The 23,918-nt window shown below is 65.5% G+C and carries 23 protein-coding genes; 15 read left to right on the plus strand and 8 right to left on the minus strand.

Features of this window, described 5'->3' with window-relative positions; translation table 11 throughout:
- The first annotated feature begins 62 nt into the window (after positions 1-62).
- Positions 63-1,234, plus strand: a protein-coding gene (locus tag SPHME3_RS0118535; protein ID WP_156002604.1) for an IS3 family transposase whose coding sequence is annotated in 2 segments (ribosomal slippage) — positions 63-327 and positions 327-1,234 — 1,173 coding nt in all. Because the reading frame shifts where the segments join, the coding sequence is not laid out codon by codon here.
- Here the strand turns inward: SPHME3_RS0118535 and SPHME3_RS0118540 are convergent.
- From SPHME3_RS0118540 to SPHME3_RS0118570, 7 genes are all read right to left on the minus strand, one after another.
- Positions 1,231-1,461, minus strand: coding sequence for a hypothetical protein (locus SPHME3_RS0118540; protein ID WP_018251161.1), 231 nt, complete (start codon positions 1,459-1,461; stop codon positions 1,231-1,233). The two genes, SPHME3_RS0118535 and SPHME3_RS0118540, sit on opposite strands and share 4 nt — an antisense overlap.
- A gap of 120 nt (positions 1,462-1,581) precedes the next feature.
- Positions 1,582-2,538, minus strand: coding sequence for a replication initiator protein A (locus tag SPHME3_RS20320; protein ID WP_081614885.1), 957 nt, complete (start codon positions 2,536-2,538; stop codon positions 1,582-1,584).
- Between the two features lie 569 nt (positions 2,539-3,107).
- On the minus strand, positions 3,108-4,346 hold the full coding sequence (gene repC / locus SPHME3_RS0118550) for a plasmid replication protein RepC (protein WP_018251163.1): 1,239 nt from the start codon (positions 4,344-4,346) through the stop codon (positions 3,108-3,110).
- Positions 4,347-4,712: 366 nt separating this feature from the next.
- On the minus strand, positions 4,713-5,171 hold the full coding sequence (locus SPHME3_RS21175) for a MarR family transcriptional regulator (RefSeq protein ID WP_132884430.1): 459 nt from the start codon (positions 5,169-5,171) through the stop codon (positions 4,713-4,715).
- Positions 5,138-5,623 carry a hypothetical protein gene (locus SPHME3_RS0118560; RefSeq protein WP_018251165.1) on the minus strand — a complete coding sequence of 162 codons (486 nt, stop codon included), beginning with the start codon at positions 5,621-5,623 and terminating at the stop codon, positions 5,138-5,140. Before SPHME3_RS0118560 ends, SPHME3_RS21175 begins: the two co-directional genes overlap by 34 nt.
- Positions 5,624-5,645: 22 nt before the next feature.
- Positions 5,646-5,987 carry a hypothetical protein gene (locus SPHME3_RS0118565; protein WP_018251166.1) on the minus strand — a complete coding sequence of 114 codons (342 nt, stop codon included), beginning with the start codon at positions 5,985-5,987 and terminating at the stop codon, positions 5,646-5,648.
- Between the two features lie 27 nt (positions 5,988-6,014).
- Complete coding sequence (locus SPHME3_RS0118570) at positions 6,015-6,503, minus strand: helix-turn-helix domain-containing protein (protein WP_017980767.1); 489 nt, start codon at positions 6,501-6,503, stop codon at positions 6,015-6,017.
- Between the two features lie 845 nt (positions 6,504-7,348).
- Between SPHME3_RS0118570 and SPHME3_RS0118580 the strand changes: the two genes are divergently transcribed.
- The 10 genes from SPHME3_RS0118580 (at position 7,349) to SPHME3_RS0118625 (ending at position 19,991) form a co-directional block, all read left to right on the plus strand.
- Complete coding sequence (locus SPHME3_RS0118580) at positions 7,349-8,002, plus strand: recombinase family protein (RefSeq protein ID WP_037477043.1); 654 nt, start codon at positions 7,349-7,351, stop codon at positions 8,000-8,002.
- 51 nt (positions 8,003-8,053) lie between these two features.
- On the plus strand, positions 8,054-8,635 hold the full coding sequence (locus tag SPHME3_RS0118585) for an ANTAR domain-containing response regulator (RefSeq protein WP_018251168.1): 582 nt from the start codon (positions 8,054-8,056) through the stop codon (positions 8,633-8,635).
- Complete coding sequence (locus tag SPHME3_RS0118590; RefSeq protein ID WP_018251169.1) at positions 8,632-9,840, plus strand: CmpA/NrtA family ABC transporter substrate-binding protein; 1,209 nt, start codon at positions 8,632-8,634, stop codon at positions 9,838-9,840. Before SPHME3_RS0118585 ends, SPHME3_RS0118590 begins: the two co-directional genes overlap by 4 nt.
- A gap of 206 nt (positions 9,841-10,046) precedes the next feature.
- On the plus strand, positions 10,047-11,288 hold the full coding sequence (locus SPHME3_RS0118595) for a nitrate/nitrite transporter (RefSeq protein WP_018251170.1): 1,242 nt from the start codon (positions 10,047-10,049) through the stop codon (positions 11,286-11,288).
- A gap of 76 nt (positions 11,289-11,364) precedes the next feature.
- Entirely contained in the window at positions 11,365-12,570 is a 1,206-nt protein-coding gene (locus tag SPHME3_RS0118600; protein ID WP_018251171.1) for a hypothetical protein, read from the plus strand.
- A 187-nt stretch (positions 12,571-12,757) separates the two neighbouring features.
- On the plus strand, positions 12,758-15,295 hold the full coding sequence (nirB, locus tag SPHME3_RS0118605) for a nitrite reductase large subunit NirB (protein WP_018251172.1): 2,538 nt from the start codon (positions 12,758-12,760) through the stop codon (positions 15,293-15,295).
- On the plus strand, positions 15,292-15,630 hold the full coding sequence (gene nirD / locus SPHME3_RS0118610) for a nitrite reductase small subunit NirD (RefSeq protein WP_018251173.1): 339 nt from the start codon (positions 15,292-15,294) through the stop codon (positions 15,628-15,630). The genes nirB and nirD overlap by 4 nt, the downstream gene beginning before the upstream one ends.
- Position 15,631: 1 nt before the next feature.
- Positions 15,632-18,226: a nitrate reductase gene (locus SPHME3_RS0118615; RefSeq protein ID WP_018251174.1), complete on the plus strand. Its 2,595-nt coding sequence runs from the start codon at positions 15,632-15,634 to the stop codon at positions 18,224-18,226.
- Entirely contained in the window at positions 18,219-19,004 is a 786-nt protein-coding gene (cobA, locus tag SPHME3_RS20330; protein ID WP_018251175.1) for a uroporphyrinogen-III C-methyltransferase, read from the plus strand. Before SPHME3_RS0118615 ends, cobA begins: the two co-directional genes overlap by 8 nt.
- A 348-nt stretch (positions 19,005-19,352) precedes the next feature.
- Positions 19,353-19,991, plus strand: a complete 639-nt coding sequence (locus tag SPHME3_RS0118625; protein ID WP_018251176.1) for a recombinase family protein — start codon at positions 19,353-19,355, stop codon at positions 19,989-19,991.
- A 368-nt stretch (positions 19,992-20,359) separates the two neighbouring features.
- On the opposite strand, the gene SPHME3_RS0118630 is transcribed toward SPHME3_RS0118625, so the two are convergent.
- Complete coding sequence (locus tag SPHME3_RS0118630; protein WP_043060760.1) at positions 20,360-20,839, minus strand: acyl-ACP desaturase; 480 nt, start codon at positions 20,837-20,839, stop codon at positions 20,360-20,362.
- Between the two features lie 194 nt (positions 20,840-21,033).
- Between SPHME3_RS0118630 and SPHME3_RS0118635 the strand changes: the two genes are divergently transcribed.
- Genes SPHME3_RS0118635 through SPHME3_RS0118650 form a run of 4 tightly spaced genes read left to right on the plus strand, consistent with a single transcriptional unit; the run spans position 21,034 to position 23,908 of the window.
- Positions 21,034-21,315: a PepSY domain-containing protein gene (locus tag SPHME3_RS0118635; protein ID WP_018251178.1), complete on the plus strand. Its 282-nt coding sequence runs from the start codon at positions 21,034-21,036 to the stop codon at positions 21,313-21,315.
- Positions 21,316-21,317: 2 nt separating this feature from the next.
- Positions 21,318-21,920, plus strand: a complete 603-nt coding sequence (locus SPHME3_RS0118640; protein ID WP_043060773.1) for a cytochrome b/b6 domain-containing protein — start codon at positions 21,318-21,320, stop codon at positions 21,918-21,920.
- The gene (locus SPHME3_RS0118645; protein ID WP_026189132.1) at positions 21,901-22,587 is read left to right on the plus strand and encodes a response regulator; all 687 of its coding nucleotides are present in this window, start codon (positions 21,901-21,903) and stop codon (positions 22,585-22,587) included. The genes SPHME3_RS0118640 and SPHME3_RS0118645 overlap by 20 nt, the downstream gene beginning before the upstream one ends.
- Positions 22,553-23,908: a sensor histidine kinase gene (locus SPHME3_RS0118650; protein ID WP_043060762.1), complete on the plus strand. Its 1,356-nt coding sequence runs from the start codon at positions 22,553-22,555 to the stop codon at positions 23,906-23,908. Before SPHME3_RS0118645 ends, SPHME3_RS0118650 begins: the two co-directional genes overlap by 35 nt.
- The last annotated feature ends 10 nt before the right edge of the window (positions 23,909-23,918 follow it).

A 23,918-nucleotide genomic window follows, 5' to 3' on the forward strand; every position in this document is an offset into this window, starting at 1 on the left:
GAGCTGCCCCCTTCTGAGTGGTCCATCGACTATGACAGTCTGGATCAAGGAAGGGACGACGAATGCCTGCCAAGAAGCACAAGCCCGAGGAGATCATCGGGAAGCTGCGTGAAGTGGAGATCGTGCTGGGCCAGGGTGGCACGACCGCCGAGGCATGTCGGCGGATCGCGGTCAGCGAGCAGACCTACTACCGCTGGCGCAAGGAATACGGTGGGCTGAAGACGGATCAGGCTCGCCGGATGAAGGATCTGGAGAAGGAGAACCTGCGGCTGCGCCGCGCGATCTCCGACCTGACACTGGACAAGCTGATCCTGCAGGAGGCTGCACGGGGAAACTTCTGAGCCCCGCGCGACGCCGGCGCTGCATCGACCAGGTGAAAGAGGTGCTGGACGTATCCGAGCGGCGCGTGTGCCGCGTGCTTGGGCAGCACCGGTCGACACAGCGCAAGGTGCCGTGCGGGGCAGATGACGAGCAGGCACTGACCGACGACATCGTCGCGCTGGCCAAGCAGTACGGGCGCTACGGCTACCGCCGGGTGACAGCGCTGCTGCATGCGGCGGGATGGTTTGTGAACCACAAACGGGTGGAGCGGATCTGGCGACGCGAGGGGCTGAAGGTGCCCCAGCGGCAGCCGAAACGTGGTCGCCTGTGGTTGAACGATGGCTCGTGTATTCGGCTACGACCGGAGTATCCGGGGCATGTCTGGGCGTACGACTTCGTCGAAGCGCGCACGCACGACGGGCGCAAGTTCCGCATCCTCACCATCATCGACGAGGCCAGCAGGGAGTGCCTGGCGCTGATCGTCGCGCGCCAGCTCCGCCACGAAGACGTGCTGGCGGCGCTTGCCGACCTGTTCATCGCGCGGGGTCCGCCCGCGCACATCAGGTCGGATAACGGCAGCGAGTTCATCGCTACCGCGGTTCAGAAATGGCTTGGGCAGGTTGGCGTGAAGACGCTCTACATCGCGCCAGGCTCGCCGTGGGAGAACGGCTACAACGAGAGCTTCAACGGCTCGCTGCGTGACGAACTGCTCAACGGCGAGATCTTCTATAGCCTCGCCGAGGCAAGAGTGCTGATCGAGGCGTGGCGATGCCACTACAACACCGTCCGGCCGCACAGCAGCTTGGGCTACCGCCCACCCGCACCAGAAGCGGCGACACCGCCATTGCCGGCCTCCGGTTCCGCTTCGCTCCACCTCCGACCGGCAATGGCGGCGGAGACGACAATGCACTAACTAACAACCCGGACCACCCGGTGGGGGCTGCTCACCAGCATGTCGTAAGCGTCGCGTAAGCACCAGCGCCCGTCAGCCGAGGATCGGCCATAGGCCTGCTCCATTACCCACAGCAGCGTGTCGCGCTGGAGCGAGCCGTTCCTGGCGATCGCCTCCGCGACAGCCTTGGCGGCGGTGATGGGGGGTTCGGTGAAATCGAATTCGAGGGCTGCGGCTGAGGTGCGCATCGAGGGGCTCCGTTCTGTCGCCCGGTGCTCATCACCGGATCAACAGGCCGGAGGCCTCCCTCTCCTCTAGTTTAGTGGGTTGCGTGTCAGCCTGGAGCGAAGCCCAAAGAGCTAGCTCCGTCAGGCCGCCTCGGACGCCATCTCCACGTCTTCGTACACCTTGAGCTGCTCGTCGGACCTGACATCGTCCGATCCTGCCAGCGTCGCGATCTGCGGAACGATCGGCCGGGCTCGCTGTGCGTGCCGGGCCGTGAACGTCACGAACGTCTGCAGGCGAGGCCGCCCAGCGGTGGGTACCTTTTCGCTGTGCAGCGACAGCGAGAAGCCCGGCAGGCTGTCCTGCTCGGCCACCTTGGTGATCTCCGCGCGCGCATTCCGAAGCCGGGCTGCGCCGCACCCCATGCGCTGCGCCACCTCCTCGAGACCGAGCGTAAATGGCTGGTCGGGCTGGCAATGGAACATAGCGATCTCGTAAAGTCGACGCTGGATCGGAGTCAGCGTGAAATAGTCGAGATCATAGGCCGCGAGACGACGATCGCGAAGCACGGCGCGATAGAACCAATCGCAGACCGTCACCTCGATATATTTGACGCGCTTCTCGCCGCGTACATCCTCCGCGTAGACTACGCGAAAGTGATCGAGCCAGGAGAAGTTGTCTTCCTGGGTTTCACCCCCCGTCGCAATGTTCGTTTCGACAACGGTATTCCTGAGCCGCCGCAGAGCATCGATCAGGTAGGTGTAGGAACGCTTGCTCGCGTTCGAACCGGTGATCCGGAACAGATCGTGCGCGGTGAAGCGGATGGTTCGCGCAGGCGAGCCACCCCGGTCGAGGAGATCCGTCATGATGCTCGCGACGTAGAGCAGGATCTCCTTGTCGTAGATCGTCGCGATCCCGTGTTTCCCCGACGACACCTCAATGCTCACGCCTTCGGCCTGAAACGTCATGGGTTCGAGCTGTCGGGCCTTCTTCAAAGCGAAGAACGGAAACTCGGCCACGGTCCGTTCGCCCAGAATCTCTCCGAGCAGGGGGCTATCGAGCGTAAACAGGTTGCCTTGTATCTCCATGGGTCGCGCCATCGGGGGACTCCTCGAGGGAGGTGATGACAAACATTGGCGCCCCGTTGCAACGCCCGATCCGCATTCTCCCGGGCTTTCGTGCGGTAAAGCACGAGCTTTAGAGCCTTTAAGCGCCGATCTTCGACCGATCTGCCGCCTCGATCCCGTTCAAGGGACGAGTGCCGACTGGAATGCTGATCAGATCCGATTCGCTTTCGGCCCTGCCGCCTTGATTCGTGCTTTACCGCACGAAAGTGCCGGTCCGTAGCGCGTGAGCGGCCCGGATGTGGTGAGTTACCGCACGAAAGGTCATCCAAACAGGTCAATGCGGGCCAGCTTCAGGCGGGAAAGCGCACGTAAGCCAAGCCCCGCGGACGGTGATGAGGACGAAAACGCGCACGAAAGCCGGTAGAGCATCGATGTAGCGGCGCCCTACCGGATTCTGAACCGCGTCAGGATCTGGAGTGGAATAGCGCACGAAAGGGAGCGAGCCGCCCTGCGTGTCGATGGGCGAGGTTCGAGCGACGTTCGTGCTTTACCGCACGGAAGGGTCGTAGGGGCGCGGCTCGCAGCGGCGGGCAACCACCCGATCACTGGAGCGCCGGGCTGGTGCGGAAGCCCCAGAGGCTCTTCGACAGATCGAGTTCGCCGCGATGAGCGCGGGTCACCATTCCAGCGAAATAGGCGCCCGGCGTCAGGCGGATTTCATCGCGAGCGTCCCGTTCCGCTGTGATCATAACGGCGATCGACGCCCCATCGGCGCCGAGATGGTCGAGCGCATCAACCCAGGTCCCGGTTCGTATGCCTAGATCGTTCCGAAGCCGGGCAGCGGCCCGATGAAGATCGGTCCAGCCCGGCCGGTCACGATCTACGTACATCGCCGTGGTTGGAAACATCTCGACGAGCTCACGGGGCGAGGTCTTGAAGTCGCTCTTGGACGGCGATGCCGGGAGCTCGGCTTCACCGTCATGTCCGCCCTCCCGATCAAAACTACAATCTCGCAAAGCCTGTACGGATTTGAGAGAGGGGTTGGTTTGTATATGTATGAAGGGTGAGGATTTTGACCCTGAGCCGTCTGTTTCTACGACAAACATGAACTCGTCGATCGTGCGGCCGATCTCCGCTTCGACAGCCGGAAGACCCGCAATCGCGGCCTCATAGGCCGTTGCGTCGCGGCTCGTGCGCGCAGCTGCGGCTTGCTGGGCGATCTTCTCGATGGCGTCCTGAAGCGCGATCCAGTGCGAGCCGGTCAGGCGCATGTCGGCCGCCTGGGCGAGCGCCTGCGCAACCATGCGACGTACCCGCGCAATCTCCTGGCGGCCGAGTTTGTCCATCCGGGAGAAGGCGCTGTGAGCCTCTGCTGCGGCTTTCAGCTCCTGAAAGCGGACGCGTAGAGGAGAGAGATCGATCCCATAGGCGCTGATGATCTCGCCCGTGTCGCTTCTCTGTCCACGACGACGACCGTGGGCGGCGTCGCGCATCGTGACGAGAGCCAAGGCGCGGAGCTGGCGGAGCCGGGCCTTGATCGCACTCTCGGTGACACCGGCGAGCTCAGCCAGCGTGTAGTTGCTCGGCCACGCGATCGGCCGGGCATCGCCCTTGTAATCGTCGGGGCGGGTGTAGCCGATCAGATGCTTCAGCGTCTCGAGCGCTGACGCGCTCAGTCCGATGGCCGTCTTGGCGCCGTCGAGGATGCGGTAAAGATCGTTGCGATCGACATCGCCCGCGGTCTCCATCCGCGCTGCCAACTCCCGCTCGATATGTCGGGTGAGCGCGGAGATCGGGCGGGCTCCGGTCCGCCCCGTAAAGGCGGTTTGGGTATAGGACATCGTTCGACACTCCCCGTGGGAGGCCGTCACCAGACAAAGCTATAGCGTGGCGCGAGGCGCGCGATCTTGAACGGGGCGGGGGAGGGTGCTACCTACAGCTACTGTCGTAGTAGGCCTCACGCTTGCCGGCGTGTGGTAGCGGATCTCCGCAGGGTGCCCGGCCTCGTGCCGGGCATTCTTTATTTGGTCACAGCCGGCTCCCTGTCCCGCCGCGATTCCCTTTGATCCGGCGTCGAAACCAGAAGCGTGGAAAACGGCGCAGCGTTCAAGGCAGCTGACTCGTGCTTTACCGAACGAAAGGGGCACCAATTCTCGTGCTTTACCGCACGAAACCGCACGCGCCGCGCTCGCCGCAGTAAGTGACGGTCAAACGCCTAGTCGTTCTGCGCCCAATTGCAGATCAAGCCAGTGATCGAGGGCGTCGCCAAGTACAGGCTGCATCGTGACGATCAGTCGGCGGCGGTCGTTCGGGTCCGGTCCACGGCTGATATAGCCCAGCGCTTCGATGTTCTCGATGTGCCGCAGCGCTGTCGTCGTCGATCCGCCACTCAGGCTGCAGAGTTGCGAGACGGCGACAACGTGCTGTTCACGCGTCGCGACGTATAATTCTAGGATCATGTCCCAGCTCGGATCGTAGAACCGAACACCGGTGAATTGTGTAAACCTGCGGCGTCGGCCCGAGAGGATCGCCTTCGCCGCAGCGAGACGCCCCCCGTCGCTTTCTTGGCTCGACCGCTGCGCAGTAAGCAGGGTGTCCTCGATCGCCTTGCGGGGAAGGCGAACGACGACGTCTATGAGTTCGTCTCCTTGAGATGCTGTAGCCATTGTCGTCTCGACCCATCTCGGATGTGGGGCGCGGCATGAGACGCCAGGCGGAAAGTCCCGAGCGCGAGCGCGCCGAGTGCCAGATAGGCGTAGATGCCGAGGCCGGTGTGGTAGGCAAAGAGCGGCACGCGCGGCAGCAGCGCTCCGCAGATGCTCATAAAGAGATCAGCCAGAGCGAATCCTGCTGCCCAAACGGGCCAGAAGCGAGTGGTCGTCGTTCCCAGCCAGAAGAAGCCGGCGGCGACGGCGGCGTCGATGGCGAGCACCCAGCCTTCGGCGGGCACCCAAGCGCTAGAGGGGGCAAGCAGCCGAAACGCTATCGTTGCGCCGAAGCCCGCGACGTTGATCAAGACGCCCAGCCGCTCGGGTCTGCCGCCCCGCACCAAGGCGAAAAGCAGCACGACCACCATGACCACGTTGAAGACGACCGCGAGGATAACCTGGGTCGTCACAGGCTTCGCCGTCCCCCGTTTCTCAGGCCCCCTGCAGCTCCCTTTCCTCTTCCGACGCGATTGCCGGTTTCGGCAGGTTCTCGCCCCAACTCGTTTCGGAGAGGCCGAGCTGCCGGCCGGCCTTTTCGATCGAGAGGTGGGCCCGCAACGCCATCTGGTCCTGACCTTCGACGAGTGCAGCGAGCGCCGCCACAGTCGCCTTCACCGTCCGCTGGGCCATCGCAGGGGAGAGCCGATGAGCGTCCGTCGCGTCGAGCGTGGTTAGGAGAAACTGGGCGGTGTCGCGGGCTGCAAGATTGATCGATCGCTCGGCCTTCCGCAGCTCGTCGGCGATGATCCGGCTGGTGTTCGTCAGTGCGTTCATTGCGCCTCCTCGGGCGCACAGCGCCCGTCAAAGTGGTTTCAGCCCAAGCAGGAGGAGCAGCGTCACGAGGGCCATGCCGGCCGCAGTCAGCCCTAGCGGAACAACGATCGCGATGATCGTGGTCCAGGAGGCGACCTGCTTCCAGGTCATCATGTTCGCTGCCGCCCTAGCGGTCGGCCAGGCAGGAGGAAGCGGGAAAGTCGGCTCGTCGGAAGGTAGGGCGATTGCAGGGGGTAAAGGCTCTACCCCGGCGTCGTGATCAGCGAGGAGGCGTGCTGCGTCAAAGCGTGTCGGCACGCCGAGGAGATTGTTCGCCTTCAACAACTGCTTGTCGACAGCACGGTGGCTGCTGCCCGTCGTCGCCGCAATCTCCTTCGAGCTGCGATTTTGGAGCACGAGGCGGAGGTAGGATTTTTGCCTCTCGGATAACAGGCCGATCCGCTCCGGGGGCGTCAGCCTGTCGTTGGAGGTGGGGAAGGGGGCGGTAGGGTCACGACCGGGATCGGTGGTCAGCATTCTTGGTACATAGGTGCGCAACTCGGAACGGTTCGACTCCAGGTCAGGGGCAATTTCGACTCACGCGTCACCCCATGCAAGGCTTCGTTCGCAGCCGTCTCGGCCAAGTGCTTCTAATGAAGGACAGATGCGTCACGAAGCGATGCGGACGCGTCCTGGAGGTACGTTGCCCAGAGCGACAGGATCCGCGCTTCTGCCGGCCGTTCCGCAGCGGAGATAGAAGCGAACTCAGCGAGCATGCGCGCAAGATCGCCGCTCGCAACGACGCGCTCCCGCTCTAGGATCGTGGCAAGGAAAGCCAGGCACTCGCCTTGCGCGCGCACCAGGGCATCCAACTCGGCCGAGATTGGAGGTTCCGAGTCTCGCTGAAGGGTCTCGGCTTCTCGACGCCAGCGCGCGGGTAACCATTTTGACAAAGCCATTGAGCGCGTCCCACCGTCCGCCGCAGCCGGGACGGTTGAACACGCGGGAACACTGGTAACCACGCCCCACGTATTCCCCACACCGGCAAGCCGACGACAAGGTCTTTTATTCCGCGGGCCGCCCGACAAAGTCGGGGACCCAGTGTTCGGCCGCACATGCGGGCCAGGTTCGGTGTTCAAGCCGCTCCTTGGCTTGCCTGCTATGGCACAGACGCGCTTTGAACGCACCCCAATCTTGTGGCGCCGATCGACGCAGAGGGGTGCTAGGCGACGGTGAGGCTCATGGTGTTTGCCGGAACGGCTATAACGTGACAGGGTGGCTATTTCGGGCCGGCTAATCTCGCTAGGCTCGGCGACATCGGTAATTGCTGTTATGAGCCGGTATCGGCGGCAGGGGCTCACTTGAGCATAGGTAGATTGGCCATGAAGAACGACAGCACACTTCCACTAGTACGCGCTGCACGGGTGTACCTACGAGTCAGCACCGACGAGCAGGACCTGTCCCGGCAGGAAGCGATTGTCGCCGGCGCACGCGCGGCAGGCTATTACGTCGCGGCGGTGTATCGCGAGAAAGCGTCGGGCGCGCGGTCGGACCGGCCAGAGCTGCTGCGCATGGTCGCCGATCTGCAGTCAGGTGAGGTGGTGGTGGCCGAGAAGATCGACCGGATCAGCCGCCTGCCTCTGCCTGAAGCCGAACTGTTGGTGGCGACGATCCGAGCCAAAGGCGCGCGGCTCGCCGTGCCGGGCATTGTCGACTTGTCCGACCTGGTTGCCGACAGCGCCGGTGTCGCGCGCATCGTGCTCGAGGCGGTGCAGGACATGCTGCTGCGCGTTGCACTGCAGACCGCGCGTGACGATTACGAGACGCGGCGCGAGCGCCAGCGTGAGGGGATCGAGATCGCCAAACGGGCAGGTCGGTACAATGGCCGAAAGCCGGACACGGCGCTGCACAAACGTATTGTGGGGCTACGCGAAGCGGGGATGAGCATTGCGCGCACCGCCGATTTGGCGGGGTGCAGCATCGCTCAGGTGAAGCGTGTGACGGCGCTGCATCGGGCTACAACGCAGACGGATTGACGCAGTGCAGCATGACCGTCAGTCTGATAGGATTGAAAGGAACAGCATAGCTTGCGGATCGTCATCGTCGATGACAGCGGATTGCGCGCGACCGTCCTCGAGGAGGGTCTACGCGAGGCGGGCTATGACGACATCCACCTCGTCCCGCCGCGGGGAGCGTTCGTGGCGAGGATCGAGCGGATGGCGCCGGACGTGGTGCTGATCGATCTGGGCAACCCGAGCCGCGATACGCTGGAAGAGATGCTGACCGTCAGTCGGGCCCTGGCCAAGCCGATCGCGATGTTCGTCGACCAATCGGACGATACGATGATCGAGGCCGCGATCGATGCGGGCATCTCCGCCTATGTCGTCGACGGGCTGCGCAAGGAGCGGGTCAAGCCGATCATAAATCTCGCTGTACGCCGCTTCAACGCATTCGCGCGGATGCAGACCGAGCTGAACGAGGCCAGGACGGAGCTGGCGGATCGCAAGATCATCGATCGGGCCAAGGCGATCCTGATCGCGACACGCGGATTATCGGAGCCGGACGCCTATGCGGCGCTCAGGAAGGCGGCGATGAACCAGAACAAGAAGATCGTCGATGTCGCATCGGCGTTGATCACCGCAAGCGACCTGCTCGGAGGCGGCGTATGACGCCGGTTTTGATCGCCTTTCTGCAGCTCACCGACGCTGCGCCGCTGATCGTGGCACGCGAATACGGCTTCGCGGAAGCCGAGGGTATCGATCTCACGCTTGTCCGCACGACGAGCTGGGCGACGCTTCGGGATCGGCTTGTCTACGGTCAGGTCCAGGCGGCGCAGATGCTGGCGCCGCTCGCCATCGCCGTGACGCTGGGGCTCAGCCAGCAGCCTGCCGCGCTTGCAGCGCCCTGCAAGCTGAACGTCAACGGGAACATGGTGGTGATGTCGGGCGACTTCGCCGCGGCGCTCGCACCCGACCTCGGGCAGAGGCTCGACGATCCGCTTGGCACCGCGCACGATTTTGCCGCGGCAATCGGGCTGTTCCGACGCAAGCCGGTGATCGGCGTCGTCCATCGCTTCTCAAGCCATGCACTGATGCTGCGGTATTGGCTGGCGAGCGCCGGGATCGATCCCGATCGCGACGTGGTGCTGCGCGTCCTGCCGCCGTCGCTGATGGTCGAGGCGACGCGTGCCGGCGAGATCGACGGCTTCATCGCCGGCGAGCCGTGGGGCAGCGTGGCGGTGAAGGGCGGCCTTGCCGAAGCGGTGGCGATCGGTGAGCGGATCTGGCGGCGTGGAATCGAGAAGGTGCTGACGTTCCGGCAGGATTGGCTGGAGGAGAATGGCGACACGGTCGATCGGCTGGTGCGCGCCGTGGCGGCTGCGGCGGCGTGGTGTGACGCTCCCGACAACCATGCCGCTCTGGCCGCCCTCTTGGCCCGGCCGGACTATGTCGATCAGCCGAGCGACGTGGTCGAGCGCGCCATAGCTGGAACGATGATGCCCCGAGTCGGTGAAGCGTCGCTTCGATTTCCGGACTTCATGCTGTTCTCGCGGGAAGCGACCGGCTTTCCGTGGCGCAGCCAGGCGTTATGGATCTATTCGCAGCTGGTCCGCTGGGGAATGATCGAGCGAACGGACGCCGGCGAGGCCGCCGCAGGCAGGGTTTTCCGCCCCGACGTTTACCGCCGTGCCCTGGCCGGTAGTGACACGCCCATGCCGGGTGCCAGCATGAAGGTGGAAGGTGCGCTGGGCGCGCCACTGCCGGTGGGGTCCTCTCGAGGTGCGCTCACGTTAGGTCCCGACCGCTTTTTCGACGGACGGGTGTTCGATCCCGATCGGATCGAGGATTATCTGGCGGGTTTCAGCACCCCCTGATCTTTGCCGTTGCAAGATGAATCGTTTCGCGCGATGATCGATCGCCACGCGCAACGATGCGCGCGCGATTGGACGGCGTGTCCCAGGGCCGGGACGCAGGGCCGTTCTTCCTGATGAAGCAGCAGAGCCGCTGACAGGGTGCCGCCTACGCGCGTCCCCGTCATGCGGCTTTTTTCATGTCCATCCCAGATCGGGGGATCACCATCATGGCAACGGCATATCTGGACGGCGCATCGCCTGCCGTCCCCGCGAACGAGAAGAGCTTCTGGCGCGCAGGTCACAAGCCGACGTTGATCGCCGCCTTCCTCTACTTCGACCTCGCGTTCATGGTCTGGGTAGTGCTCGGACCGTTGGCGCCCGAGATCAGCAAGGCACTCGCCCTTACGCCGGCCGAGAAGGGTTTGATGGTGGCGACGCCGACGCTCGCCGGGGCCGTTCTGCGCGTCGTCAACGGTCTGCTGGTCGACCGGATCGGGCCGAAACGTTCGGGTGCGATCAGCCAACTGATCGTGATCGGCGGGCTGCTCTCGGCCTATCTGCTGGGCGTCGACAGCTTCGCCGGCACGCTGGCGCTCGGCGTCATCCTGGGCTTCGCCGGCGCCAGCTTCGCGATCGCGCTGCCGCTCGCGAGCCGCTGGTACCCACCCGAGCATCAGGGCAAGGCAATGGGGCTTGCGGGCATGGGCAATTCGGGCACGGTGTTCGCCGCGCTCTTCGCGCCTACCCTCGCCAAGCTGTTCGGCTGGAATGCCGTGCTCGGTCTCGCCTGCCTGCCGCTCGGGCTGGTGTTCGTCGCCTACATGGCGATGGCGAAGGACGCGCCCAATCCGCCCGCGCCCAAGCGGATGGTGGACTATTTCACGCCGCTCAAGACCGCCGACGCCTGGTGGCTGATGGCGTTCTACTCGGTGACCTTCGGCGGTTTCGTCGGGCTCGCCGCCAGCCTGCCGATCTACTTCACCGATCGCTTCGGCCTGACGCCGGTGATGGCCGGCTATTGCACCGCGGCCTGCGTTTTCGCCGGCTCGCTGGTTCGGCCGATGGGGGGCGCGCTTGCCGATGCGGTCGGCGGGGTCAAGGCGCTCTCGGTCGTGTTCGTGGTCGCGGCAATCGCGCTGGCGTTCGTCGGATACATGCCGAGCGTCCGCTCCGCGCTGGCGATCTTCGTCGTGGCGATGCTGGCGCTGGGCGCCGGCAACGGCGCGGTGTTCCAGCTCGTGCCGCAACGCTTCCAAGCGGAGATCGGGGTGATGACGGGGCTGGTCGGCATGGCCGGAGGCATCGGCGGCTTCTATCTCGCCTCGTCGCTCGGCTTCGCCAAGCAGCTCACCGGCAGCTTTTCCCCAGGCTTCCTGATCTTCGCCGGGCTGGCGCTGCTCGCGCTCGCCGGACTCACGGCGGTCAAACGCGGCTGGCGATCCCGCTGGGGCAAAGCTGCCCGCATCTGACGCACGCGGCCGAGGGCGGGCGCACGGACGCCTGCCCCGGCCTGGTCGGAGAGGGTCCATCCCGAGGGGGGATCACATGAGAACGCTATTTGCGACGACGGCTGCGCTGGCCGTCGCTGGGCCGGCCTGCGCCCAGGACATCAAGCTCACGCCGTTAATCGACGGCCGCGTCCGCTACGAGCATGTCGATCAGGACGGAATTGCGCGCGACGCCGACGCGCTCACCGTTCGCGTGCGAGGTGGCGTGCAGGCGACGAGCGGCCCGTGGAGCACGCTGATCGAGGCGCAGGGCACGCTGGCGGCGATCGACGACTATTATGATGGCGTCCAGGGCGCCGCCACCCGCCCGCTGGTCGCGGATCCGGAGAACGTCGCGCTCTACCGGGCGCAACTCCAGTATCGGACGAAGGCGTTGGCGGTCACCGCCGGGAGGCAGCGCATCGTGCTCGACGACGAACGTTTCGTCGGCAATGTGGCCTTCCGCGACAATGGCCAGACGTTCGACGCGGTGCGCGCCGAGGTGACGGCCATTCCCAAGCTGAAGCTCGACGTCACTTATGCGTGGGGCGTCCGGACGATCTGGGGCATCAACGGCACGGGCGCGCGGCAGCAGGCGGTGAGTGGCGACAACGTCTTCGCCAACCTCTCCTATGCGACACCGATCGGCAATCTGGTCGGTTTCGCGTATCTGGTCGACCAGGACGAGGCGGCGGTGCAGGGGTTTCGCCTGTCGAGCCAGACATACGGTGCAAGGCTTGCAGGCGCGCGCGTGCTGTCGAAAGCTATGAAGCTCGCCTACCAGCTCAGCTACGCCCGCCAGAGCGACTGGCACCGCAATCCCAATCGCTACGGCGCGGACTATTATCTCGCGGATGCGACGCTGGGGATGGGCGGCTGGTCGCTGAATGGCGGCTATGAAGTGCTCGGCGCTGACCGGGGAATGGTCTTCACAAGCTTCCAGACGCCGCTCGGCACCAATTTCAAGTTCCAGGGCTGGGCCGACAAGTTCCTGACCACGCCGCCGAACGGCGTGCGCGATCTCTATGCGGGTGGCGGCTATGGCTGGAAGAAGGCGCTCGGCGCCGATACGATCGCGCTCTCGGGCACATGGCACCGTTTCCGCAGCGGTCGGCTCGGTCAAGCGTACGGCAAGGAAATCGATCTGATCGCCGGTGCCAAGGTCGGACGCACCACCGTTTCGGCACGCTATGCGCGGTACCGCGCGGACGCCTTCGCCACCGATACGGAAAAGGCCTGGGTGCAAATCGACTGGACCTACTGACGAGACGGCTTGAGCAGGCCTGCAATTTGCGGTAATGCTGCGCTGCAGGAGGCATCGCTGCCTCAACAAGATAGCCGGGACGGTCCAAGGACGGATCGCGACGGTTAAAACAGATGGCAAGGCCGCCATCCGGGCTCCGCAACGTCGGGGTCGGGATGGCGGCCTTTTTCGTTTTGGAGCACGACGGATGGACTTTCACGACCATCGCGAACCCGAACGGGACGACGCACCCGCACCGGTCACGGCAGTGGATCGCCCGCCCCGGCATCTGGTGGTGATCGGCAACGGCATGGCGGGCTGCCGGGCCGTCGAGGAGCTGATCGCGCGCGACGCCGACCGCTACCGGGTGACGATCTTCGGCGCGGAGCCGCACGTCAATTACAACCGGATCATGCTGTCGCCGGTGCTGGCGGGCGAGAAGACCTTCGAGGAGATCGTCATCAATGGTCACGACTGGTATGCCGACAATGGCATCGAGCTGATCGCCAGCGACCCCGTCGTTGCGATCGACCGGTCGAACAGGACGGTGACCGCGCGTTCGGGCCGCCAAGTCGGCTACGACAAGCTGCTGATCGCCACCGGCTCCGATCCCTTCATCATTCCGGTGCCCGGCAAGGATCTGCCCGGCGTCATCTCCTTCCGCGACATGAAGGACGTCGACCACATGCTGGCCGCCGCCGAAGACGGCAAGGCGGCGGGCGGCGGCCAGGCGGTGGTGATCGGCGGCGGGCTGCTCGGGCTGGAGGCGGCGCACGGGCTGACGCTGCGCGGCATGAAGGTCACGGTGCTGCATATCATGCCGATCCTGATGGAACGCCAGCTCGACGAGGCGGCGGGCTGGTTGCTGAAAACCGAGCTGGAGCGCCGCGGCCAGACCGTATTGACGGGGGCCGACACCGCCGAGATCTATGGCGACGGCAAGGTGGAGGGCGTGCGGCTGAAGGACGGGCGCGAGATCCCGGCCAGCCTCGTGGTCATGGCGGTCGGCATCCGCCCGTCGATCGCGCTGGCCCGCGACGCCGGACTGGACGTCGGCCGCGGCATCAGGGTGGACGATCACATGGTGACGTCCGACCCCGACGTGCTCGCGGTCGGCGAGTGCGTGGAGCATAACGGCACGGTCTACGGTCTCGTGGCGCCGCTCTGGGACATGTGCCGCAGCCTGGCGGACGGGCTGGTCGAGCGGCACAGCGGCTATCGCGGATCGGTCACCTCGACCAAGCTCAAGGTGTCGGGGATCGACGTGTTCTCGGCGGGCGACTTCTCGGGCGGCGACGGGGCGGAGGATATCGTGCTGCGCGACGCCTCGCGCGGCATCTACAAGCGTGTCGTCGTCAAGGACGACCGGATCGCGGGCTGCGTGCTGTACGGCGACACCGCCGACGGCAACTGGTATTTCGACCTCCTGAAGAAGCGGGAGGACGTGGGCGCGATCCGCGACCTGCTGATCTTCGGCCAGGCCTTTGCCTCCGGAGGTGGGCAGGCGGACCCTAAGGCGGCCGTTGCGGCGCTCTCGGACGATGCCGAGATCTGCGGCTGCAACGGCGTTTCCAAGGCAAAGGTCTGCCAGGCCATCGTCGACGGTGCGGCCAGCCTCGACGCGATACGCGCCACCTGCAAGGCGTCAGCGAGTTGCGGGTCCTGCACCGGGCTGGTCGAGCAACTGCTGTCGATCACGCTCGGCAGCGATTACGGCGGCGAACGGTCGGTCAAGACGCTGTGCAAGTGCACCAGTTTCGGCCACGACGATGTGCGGCGCGAGATCGTCGCGCAGAACATGCGCTCGATTCCCGACGTCATGCAGAAGCTGCACTGGTCGACGCCGGACGGCTGTTCGGCCTGCCGCCCCGCGCTCAATTACTATCTGCTCTGCGCGCTGCCCGGCGAATATGTCGATGACCAGCAGAGCCGCTTCGTCAACGAGCGCATGCACGCCAACATCCAGAAGGACGGCACCTATTCCGTGGTCCCAAGGATGTGGGGAGGCCTCACCAACCCGCGCGAGCTGCGCGCCATCGCCGACGTGGTCGACAAGTTCAACGCGCCGATGGTCAAAGTGACCGGTGGCCAGCGGCTCGACATCTTCGGCATCCGCAAGGAGGACCTGCCCGCGGTCTGGGCGGACCTCAACGCCGCCGGCATGGTGTCGGGCCACGCCTACGGCAAGTCGCTGCGCACGGTGAAGACCTGCGTCGGGTCCGAATGGTGCCGGTTTGGCACGCAGGATTCGACCGGGCTGGGCGTGAAGATCGAGCGGATGACGTGGGGATCGTGGATGCCCCACAAGTTCAAGATCGCCGTGTCGGGCTGCCCGCGCAACTGCGCCGAGGCGACGATCAAGGATTTCGGCGTCGTCTGCGTCGACAGCGGTTATGAGCTCCACGTCGGCGGCAACGGCGGCATCAAGGTGCGCGCGACCGACCTTCTCTGCAAGGTCGCGACCGAGGAGGAGGCGATGGATTACTGCGCCGCCTTCATCCAGCTCTACCGCGAGGAGGCGCGCTACCTTGAGCGGACCGCGCCGTGGATCGAGCGCGTCGGCCTCGATCACATCACGTCGCGCCTGCTCGACGATCCCGACGCCGTCCCGGCCTATGCCGAGCGGTTCCGCTTCTCGCAGCGCTTCACGCAGAATGATCCCTGGGCGAAGCGGGTCGCCGGCGAGGACCGCGAGCAGCACGCGCCAATGGCGTCTTTTAAGCCGCAGGTGGAGGAACCGGCATGAGCGGCGATTGGCTCGACATCGGACGGGTCGATGAAATCCCCGTCCGCGGCGCGCGAACGGTGACGATCCCCGGCGACGAGGAGATCGCCGTGTTCCGTACCGGCGACGGCCGGGTGTTCGCGCTCCTCAACCGCTGCCCGCACAAGGGAGGGCGACTGAGCCAGGGGATCGTGCATGGGCACACGGTGGCCTGCCCGCTCCACAACTGGAACATCGCGCTGGCGACCGGCGAGGCGCAGGGGGCGGACAGCGGCTGCACGCCCGTCATTCCGGTGAAAGTTAGCGGCAACCGTGTACTGATCTGCCGCGCGTCGGCACTCAAGGCTGCGGCCTGACGTGAGCGATCCTGTCCGCACCACCTGCGCCTATTGCGGCGTCGGCTGCGGGATCGCCGCCTCCCGAACGGGCGAGCGCACGGTCACGATCGCGGGCGATCCGGCACATCCGGCCAATGCCGGTCGGCTCTGCTCCAAGGGCACGCACCTCGGCGAGACGGTCGGCCTCGAAGGTCGCCTCCTTCACCCGATGGTCGGTGAACGCCGCGCCTCCTGGGACAAGGCGCTGGACCTCGTCGCCGGTCGCTTCCGCGATGCGATCGAGCGTCACGGGCCGGACAGCGTCGCCTTCTACGTTTCGGGTCAGCTCCTCACCGAAGATTACTACGTCGCGAACAAGCTGATGAAGGGATTCATCGGCTCGGCCAACATCGACACAAACTCCCGGCTGTGCATGTCGAGCGCGGTGGCCGGGTACGTCCGTGCCTTCGGCGAGGATGTCGTGCCCGCGAGCTACGACGATCTCGATGCTGCCGACCTGATCGTGCTGGTCGGATCGAACACGGCCTGGTGCCACCCCGTCGTCTATCAGCGGATCGTGGCAGCCCGCGCCACGCGCGGCACCAGAATCGTCGTCATCGATCCGCGCAGGACCGAAACCTGCGAGGACGCCGACCTGCACCTGCCGGTCCGGCCGGGCACCGATGTCCAGCTGATGAACGGGCTGCTCGCCTGGTGCCGCGAAGCCGGCGTCGTCGACGAGGCGTATCTCTCGGCGCATGTGGCGGTCCCCGACGACTTCTGGGCTGCGCTGGGGGAGGGAAACGACCTCTGGTCGACCGCGCGCACCTGCGACGTGCCGCCGGCCGATCTCCGCCGCTTCTACGAGCTTTTCGCTGCCACGCCGCGCACCGTCACGCTGTTCAGTCAGGGGATCAACCAGTCGATCCGCGGGACAGACCAGGTCAACGCGATCGTCAACGTCCATCTGGCCACCGGCAGGATCGGCAAGCCGGGCGCGGCACCGTTCTCGATCACCGGCCAGCCCAACGCGATGGGCGGTCGCGAAGTGGGCGGGCTCGCCTCGACGCTCGCCGCTCACATGGATTTCGCACCCGAGAACGTCGCTCGCGTCGGTCGCTTCTGGGCGGCGGCGCGGATGGCGACCCGGCCCGGGCTGAAGGCGGTCGATCTGTTCCGCGCGGTCGGCGAGGGGCGGATCAAGGCGTTGTGGATCATGGCCACCAATCCGGCGGTATCGCTGCCCGACGCGGGTGCGGTGCGCGAGGCGCTGGCCGCGTGTCCCTTTGTCGTCGTCTCGGACGTGATGGAGACCACTGATACGTCAGTCCACGCCCATGTCCGCCTGCCGGCCGCGGCATGGGGCGAGAAGGACGGCACCGTCACCAACTCGGACCGTACCGTCTCACGCCAGCGCGGGCTGCTGCCGCTGCCGGGCGAAGCGAAGCCTGACTGGTGGATCGTCTCGCAGATCGCGCAGCGCATGGGCTGGGTCGGCGAGTTCGCCTACGGCCGCCCGGCCGACATCTGGCGCGAGCATGCCCGGCTCACCGCCTATCAGAACGAGGGCGCGCGCGTGCTGAACCTGAAGCCGCACACCGCCATCGGCAACGCCGCCTATGATGCGATGGAGCCGTTCCGCTGGGGAGGAAAACCGTTTGCCGACGGGCGTTTTCCGACGCCGGATGGACGGGCTAGGCTGGTCGCGGTCAAGCAAGCGCCGGTCGCGGCACCGCTCGTCTCCTGGCCGATGACGCTCAATACCGGTCGCTATCGTGACCAGTGGCACACCATGACGCGTACCGGACTCAGTCCCAAGCTCGCCCGTCATCGCGAGGAACCGCTGGTGGAGGTTCATCCCGCGGATGCGACGGCGCTCGGCCTCGCCGATCACGGTCTCGCCCGTGTTTCGACGCCGCAAGGGAACAGCCTGTTCCGGGTGGCGGCCGCCGATACCCAGCGCCAGGGCGAACTGTTCACGCCTATCCACTGGACCGACCAGCAGGCGACCGGCGGCCGCACCGGGCTGCTCCCGCGTCCGCTGACCGACCCGCATTCAGGCCAGCCCGGGTTTAAGGCGACGCCGGCGCGGATTGAGCCGGTCGCGACCGAATGGCGCGGTTTTCTGATCGTGCATGGTGACATCGAAGCGCCGAAATGCCTGTGGGCGACAAAGGTCCGCGTGCCCGGCGGTTTGTTGTGGGAGGTGGCCGGCAACGGCGATGCCGCGCGCCTCGAACGCGCGTTGCCCAAGGGCGAGCGGATCGAGGCGATCGATCACGCGCGCGGCACGCGCCGTGTCGCGATCCTGCGCAACGGCAGGCTGGCCACAATCCTATTCACGACGCGCTCGGGCGACCTTCCGCCGCGCGATTGGCTGATCGCCCAGCTGGACATGAGCCACGGCCCCGCGGTCCTCGCCGGTCGCGCGCCGGGCCTGCAGGCTGACCGTGGGGCTGTCGTTTGCGTCTGCTTCGATGTCGGCATGAAGACGATCGTCGCCGCCATCGCGGAACAGGGCCTTGTCGACGTGGCCGCCGTCGGCGCTGCGCTCGGGGCGGGAATGAATTGCGGATCCTGCCGCCCGGCGCTCGCGCGGTTGATCGCGCAATCGAGGAAAACTGCCAATGGATGATCTCTTTCCACGCGGCATGGTCTGGCTCGTCGGCGCTGGCCCCGGCGACCCGGACCTCCTCACCCGCAAGGCGGAGCGGCTGATGAGCCAGGCAGACATCGTCTTCTACGATGCGTTGGTGGGCTCCGGGATCCTAGCGATCGCGGCACAGGCGGAGCTGGTCAGCGTCGGCAAGCGGGCCGGGCGCCACTCCAGGGATCAGGCCAGCATCGACGAGCTCATTGTCCACGCCGCGCACGACGGCCGGCGCGTCGTCCGTCTCAAGGGCGGCGATCCGTCGATCTTCGGCCGGTCTACCGAGGAAATCGAAGCGTGCGCTGCCCATGGCATACCGGTAAGGATCTGCCCGGGCATCACCGCCGCAAGCGCCGCCGCGGCAAGCGGCATTGCCTCGCTCACTCTGCGTGGGCTCGCGCGCAAGCTGACCTTTCTCACCGCCCATGCCCGTGCCGGTGAACGGCTGGAGCACGATTGGGCAGCTCTCGCTACCGGCGACGCAACGATTGCCGTTTACATGGGGCGCGTCGCCGCACCGGAGATCGCGCACGCCCTTATCGCGGCCGGACGCGCGCCCGAAACTCCCGTGATGATCGCGGTCGACGTGTCGTTGCCGACCGAGCGACTGATCCACGGCACGCTCGCTGCCCTGCCGTTCCTGGTCCGCACGATCGCCGATGACGATCCGACGCTGCTGCTGATCGGTGAGGCTGCGCGACCATTGCTGGCCGCTTCGTACAGACATCATCATCCCGAAGATTTGGCAGCGGCTCACCGTTAGACGCATCAGTAGCAATGTCCCGCATCACCATAGCCTCGATCCTGTTCGCTCGACCTGCGTGCGGGTGGCGGCGCTTCATGCTGTACACGCTTGTCTGTTGCCCGCTGTGCGCGGCTGCAACCCTGCCATTTCTTGGAGCTTGAACGCGGCCCCAAGCCGATGTTCGACAAAGCGAAAGCGATGATCCTTATCCTGAACCGGCGGTCATGCCGTTCAGGCTCGAATAATCACCAGATTACACTTCGTTCTCGGCTCCGATGAGCTTGTCGGGTTCCATTTAGCCGGTCGCTTATTTGAGTATACCCAAGAACGCCGGGCAGGAGTGATGAGTAGGTGGCAGGCAGCGGAGTGAAGGTAGCGCGCGTCTACCTGCGGGTTAGCACGGACGATCAGGACCTGACGCGGCAGGAGAACATCGTGGCCGGCGCCAAGGCGGCCGGCTTCTACGTCGCGGCGGTGTACCGGGAGAAGGCGTCGGGCGCGCGGCCGGACCGACCGGAGCTCCTGCGCATGGTGGCGGACCTGCAGCCGGGCGAGGTGGTGGTGGCCGAGAAGATCGATCGGATCAGCCGCCTGCCGCTGCCGGAGGCGGAGCTGCTGGTGGAGACGATCCGAGGCAGGGGGGCGCGCCTCGCAGTGCCGGGGATCGTGGACCTGTCCGACCTGGTGGCAGACAGCGCGGGCGTGGCGCGCATCGTGCTGGAGGCGGTGCAGGACATGCTGCTGCGGGTGGCGCTGCAGACGGCGCGCGACGACTACGACACGCGGCGCGAGCGGCAGCGCGAGGGCATCGAAGTTGCGAAGAGGGCGGGGCGTTACATCGGCCGCAAGCCGGATATCGCCCACCATCGACGCATCGTAAGTTTGAGGGAGGCGGGCATGAGCATCGCGAAAACTGCGGAGCTCGCCGGATGCAGCATCGCTCATGTCAAGCGCGTGACCGCACTCCACCGCTCGAGGGCGATTAAGCCCGAGCAGGGCGGCTGAGTTTTGTACGTGTTCCACCTGCCGATCATGCTGGTTTAGATTGCATCGCTCATCGGGCATCGCGCTAGGCTGCGGAGCGTGATGCCGGCCGTCACCGCGGGACATCTCCGCATAGCCAAGCCCATCCTCCGGTTCTGACACAGAATTTCGACACCTGTACGGCGTTGAGAACGCTGCCGGAGGTGGCCGGTGTCACAACCGGACGTGGCTGTTGAAAATATCCCGTTCGAACTGATGCCACGCGATTGAGAGAGTGGATGCGCTCTCAAGTTCTATTCGGTGGGCGGGTGCTAGTATACTATCTAACGATCCCGACTTGATGCGCCGGCCCGCCGAGGGGCATGGACGGGCCGGCGACTGCAGCTGGCTCAGCGACGGGGGAGCTTTGCCAGGGCAGCCTTGTAAGCCGCGTAATGTGTGCCTTCGTCGACCGCGATCTGGCGGAACATCTGCGCCACCTTGGTGTCGCCGGCCGCCTCCGCCTCTTTGGCGAAATTCACGTACATCGTGACATTCTCGTAGTGCTCACCCTTCATGGCGTCCTCGAGATTCACATTGTTGGTGCTGCCGAGCCGCAGCGCTTGCGCTTCACGATCGAAGTGCTCGTTGGCTTCGACGTTGGCTGACGCGCGGAAGAGCTTGGCGAGTTCGGGTTTTCCCGCCGCCTGCGCCTGGTCGGCGTACCGCAGATACTTCAGGTTGGCATAGGCCTCCCCATGCATCGCGGCCTCGAGGTTCGCCCGCGTGCTGGCGGCGAGCGGGCGGGTCGGCTCCGACGGCGCGGCGGTCACGCTGACGGCGAAAATGGTCGCGGCACCGGCGGCAGCGACGATCAAGGACTTCATCATGGTCGATACTCCATTGCCGCCGGAAATGCGGCTGCCCCGCTATCGAACCCGGTCCTGACGACGACCTGACAGGCCGATGGCCAGCGCATTTTTCGAGACGTGGGAAATACTCGCCGCGCTGTCAGGATTCGGTCAGGCGCTGCTGCGATCTTCCGGTCATCGAGGCTATCCCGCCTCTGACAGGAGCTCGTTCGATGATCCGATTCGCCCCCCTGAAGGTCGCAGGCTTTCTCGCCGCCATTGCAGCCGCGCCGATGGCGATGGCGGCACCCGTCTGCACGAAGGCACCACAGGCCAAATGGATGACGCCGGCACAGATGAAAAGCCGCGTCGCGAAGATGGGCTATCGCGACGTCAAGGTCTTTCAGGTGTCGGGCAGCTGCTACGAGATCTACGCCCACACCAAGGACGGCAAGCGCGCCGAGGTCTATTTCAACCCGGTGAACGGCGCGATCGTTCAGAACAACGTCGACTGACGATGAACCACGTCGCTCCAGCGGCTCCTTCCCGAGACCCTGTTCGCAACCGCGGCAGGGTCAAGGTCTGGGACCCGATCGTCCGCATCTTTCACTGGACCGTGGCAGGAGGTGTCATCGCCAACCTGACGTTCCTTCGGCACGAGGAGACGCCGCATATCTATGTCGGCTACGTCGTCGTCACGGCGCTGGCGGTCCGGCTGATCTGGGGCATCATCGGCCGGCGTCACGCACGGTTCGCCAGCTTCGTGCCCAGCCCAGTCGGGCTGCTGCGCTATTTCCGCGCGATGGCTGCCCGGCGCGAGCCGCGCTACATCGGTCACAACCCGGCCGGGGGCGCGATGATCGTCGTCCTCCTTGTCCTGCTGGCGACGGTGGGGACCAGCGGATGGATGATGGGGCTCGACCAATTCTGGGGTGTGGGCTGGGTCGAGACGTTGCACGAAACTGCCGCCAATGTTCTGATCGGCGCGGTAGCCCTGCATGTCATCGGTGCGATCGTCGAGAGCGTACGGCACCGGGAAAACCTGCCGCTGGCGATGGTCACTGGCTACAAACGTGCACCAACGGGGACCGACATCGACCATGCGCCTGCTGCTGATTGAAGACAACGTCCGGCTCGGTAGCCTGGTTCGCGACGGTCTGATCCCGCAGGGTTTCGCGGTCGATTGGGTCGAGACCGTCGAGGACGCCGAGCTGGCGATGAAGGTGGCGACATATGACCTGCTACTGGTCGACCTTGGCCTGCCCGACGGAGACGGCCTGGACATCGTCCGCCGCTCCCGTCGGGACAAGAATGCGACGCCGATCCTTGTCCTAACGGCGCGAGGTGGCCTCGACGACCGCGTGACCGGACTGGACGCGGGCGCTGACGACTATCTGGTGAAACCGTTCCAGATTCCCGAACTCGCTGCACGGTGCCGTGCCCTGCTGCGACGGCCCGGGGCGTCGCTCGGCACTCAGCTCGCCGCGGGCAACGTCGTACTCGATTGTGCCTCACGGTCGGCCGAGGTGGGCGGCGCGGCGATCGAGGCGACGCCGCGTGAAATTAACCTGCTTGAGGTTCTGCTCCGCCGCGCCGGACACGTCGTCGCCAAGCCGGCACTCGAGAATACGCTATATGCGATGGATGCGGAGGTAACGCCCAATGCGCTGGAAGCAGCGGTATCGCGGCTGCGCAAGCGACTGACCGCCGCCGGGGCGGACGTGCAGGTCCGCACCGTGCACGGCGTCGGCTATGCACTTTTTGCGCCGAGCGTATCCGGTGAGTAGGTCGGGCACCGTCCGGCCAAGGCGACGGCCCCCGACCCTGTTCCGACAGATCGCAGCGCGTCTGGCGGCGTTCACGCTGCTATTCGCGGCGCTCGACGTCGGGATCGTCGTCTTCACCTACAGTCGGCAGCCCGAATCTCTCGCGCAGGAACTGCTGACGCTCGAAGCCGCAAAGGCTCCGGCAGGTGGGGTTCTATCGCCGGATCTGCTGGCGGGGCCGCCGGGGGCCGAATCCTGGTCCGCGCGCTATGTCGAACCGGGATCGCCCGAACTCCGGCGGGTGGGTCAGGCCGGGATCGACGGTGCGTCGACCCTGGTCGACTGGACGCGGCGCGAACAGACTCCTCACGGCTATCGGATATCGGGCGTCCGCGCGATCGATCGTGGCAACGAGCGGCGATGGCTGGCGATGCAGTTCGAGGGCGACGGCATCCGTCCCTATGTGCCGGTGATCGTGAACGAGATCATTCAGCACGTTTTGCTACCGCTGATCCCGTTGTCGCTGTTGCTGCTACTGTTCAACGTCTTCGCCGTTCGGCGAGTACTCCAGCCGCTTCGCCATGCCGAGCGTGAAGTGGATGCGCTGGAACCCGACAACACTCTGCTTCGCCTTTCAGAGCCGAGTGAGCCGCGCGAGGTCAATACGCTCGTCAGTGCCGTCAACCGGGCGCTTGGCCGGCTCGATGCAGCGATGGCGACCCTGCGGGAGTTCACTGCCAATGCCGCGCACGAGTTGCGCACGCCGCTGTCGATCATGCAGCTGTCGCTCGACCAGCTCCCCGCAGGCAAGCAGCGGGACGAACTGCACGCGGATGCTCGGCACTTGACCCGTCTTGTCGAACAGATGCTCGATCTTGCCCAGGCCGACGCGCTGGCCGTCGATGGCCACCTTGCCATCGACCTCGCCGACATCGGCCGAGACGTCGTGGCCGCGATGGCGCCAAAGGTGTTTGCCGCGCAGCGCGATCTACGTTTCGAGAGCTTAGGCGACACGCAGGCGATCGGACATCCCGAAGCGATTTTCCGCATCTATCGCAACCTGATCGACAACGCGCTGTCACACGCGCCTGGCGTGACGCCCATCGACGTAACCGCGGGACCGGGTCCACAGCTGGCGGTCCGTGATTACGGGCCGGGGATTGCGGAGGTCGACCTTCTTCACGTTTTCGACCGCTTCTGGCGCAAGGATCGCCGCAGCTCTAACGGAGCGGGCCTCGGCCTTGGCATTGTGCAGCGGTTGACCGAAGCGCATAATGGAACGGTCAGCGTTGAAAACGCAGCAGGTGGTGGCGCTCTGTTTCGAGTTCAGCTCAAGGCCTGATTCCTAAATC

The sequence above is a fragment of the Sphingomonas melonis DAPP-PG 224 genome, assembly GCF_000379045.1.
Taxonomy (GTDB): domain Bacteria; phylum Pseudomonadota; class Alphaproteobacteria; order Sphingomonadales; family Sphingomonadaceae; genus Sphingomonas; species Sphingomonas aquatilis.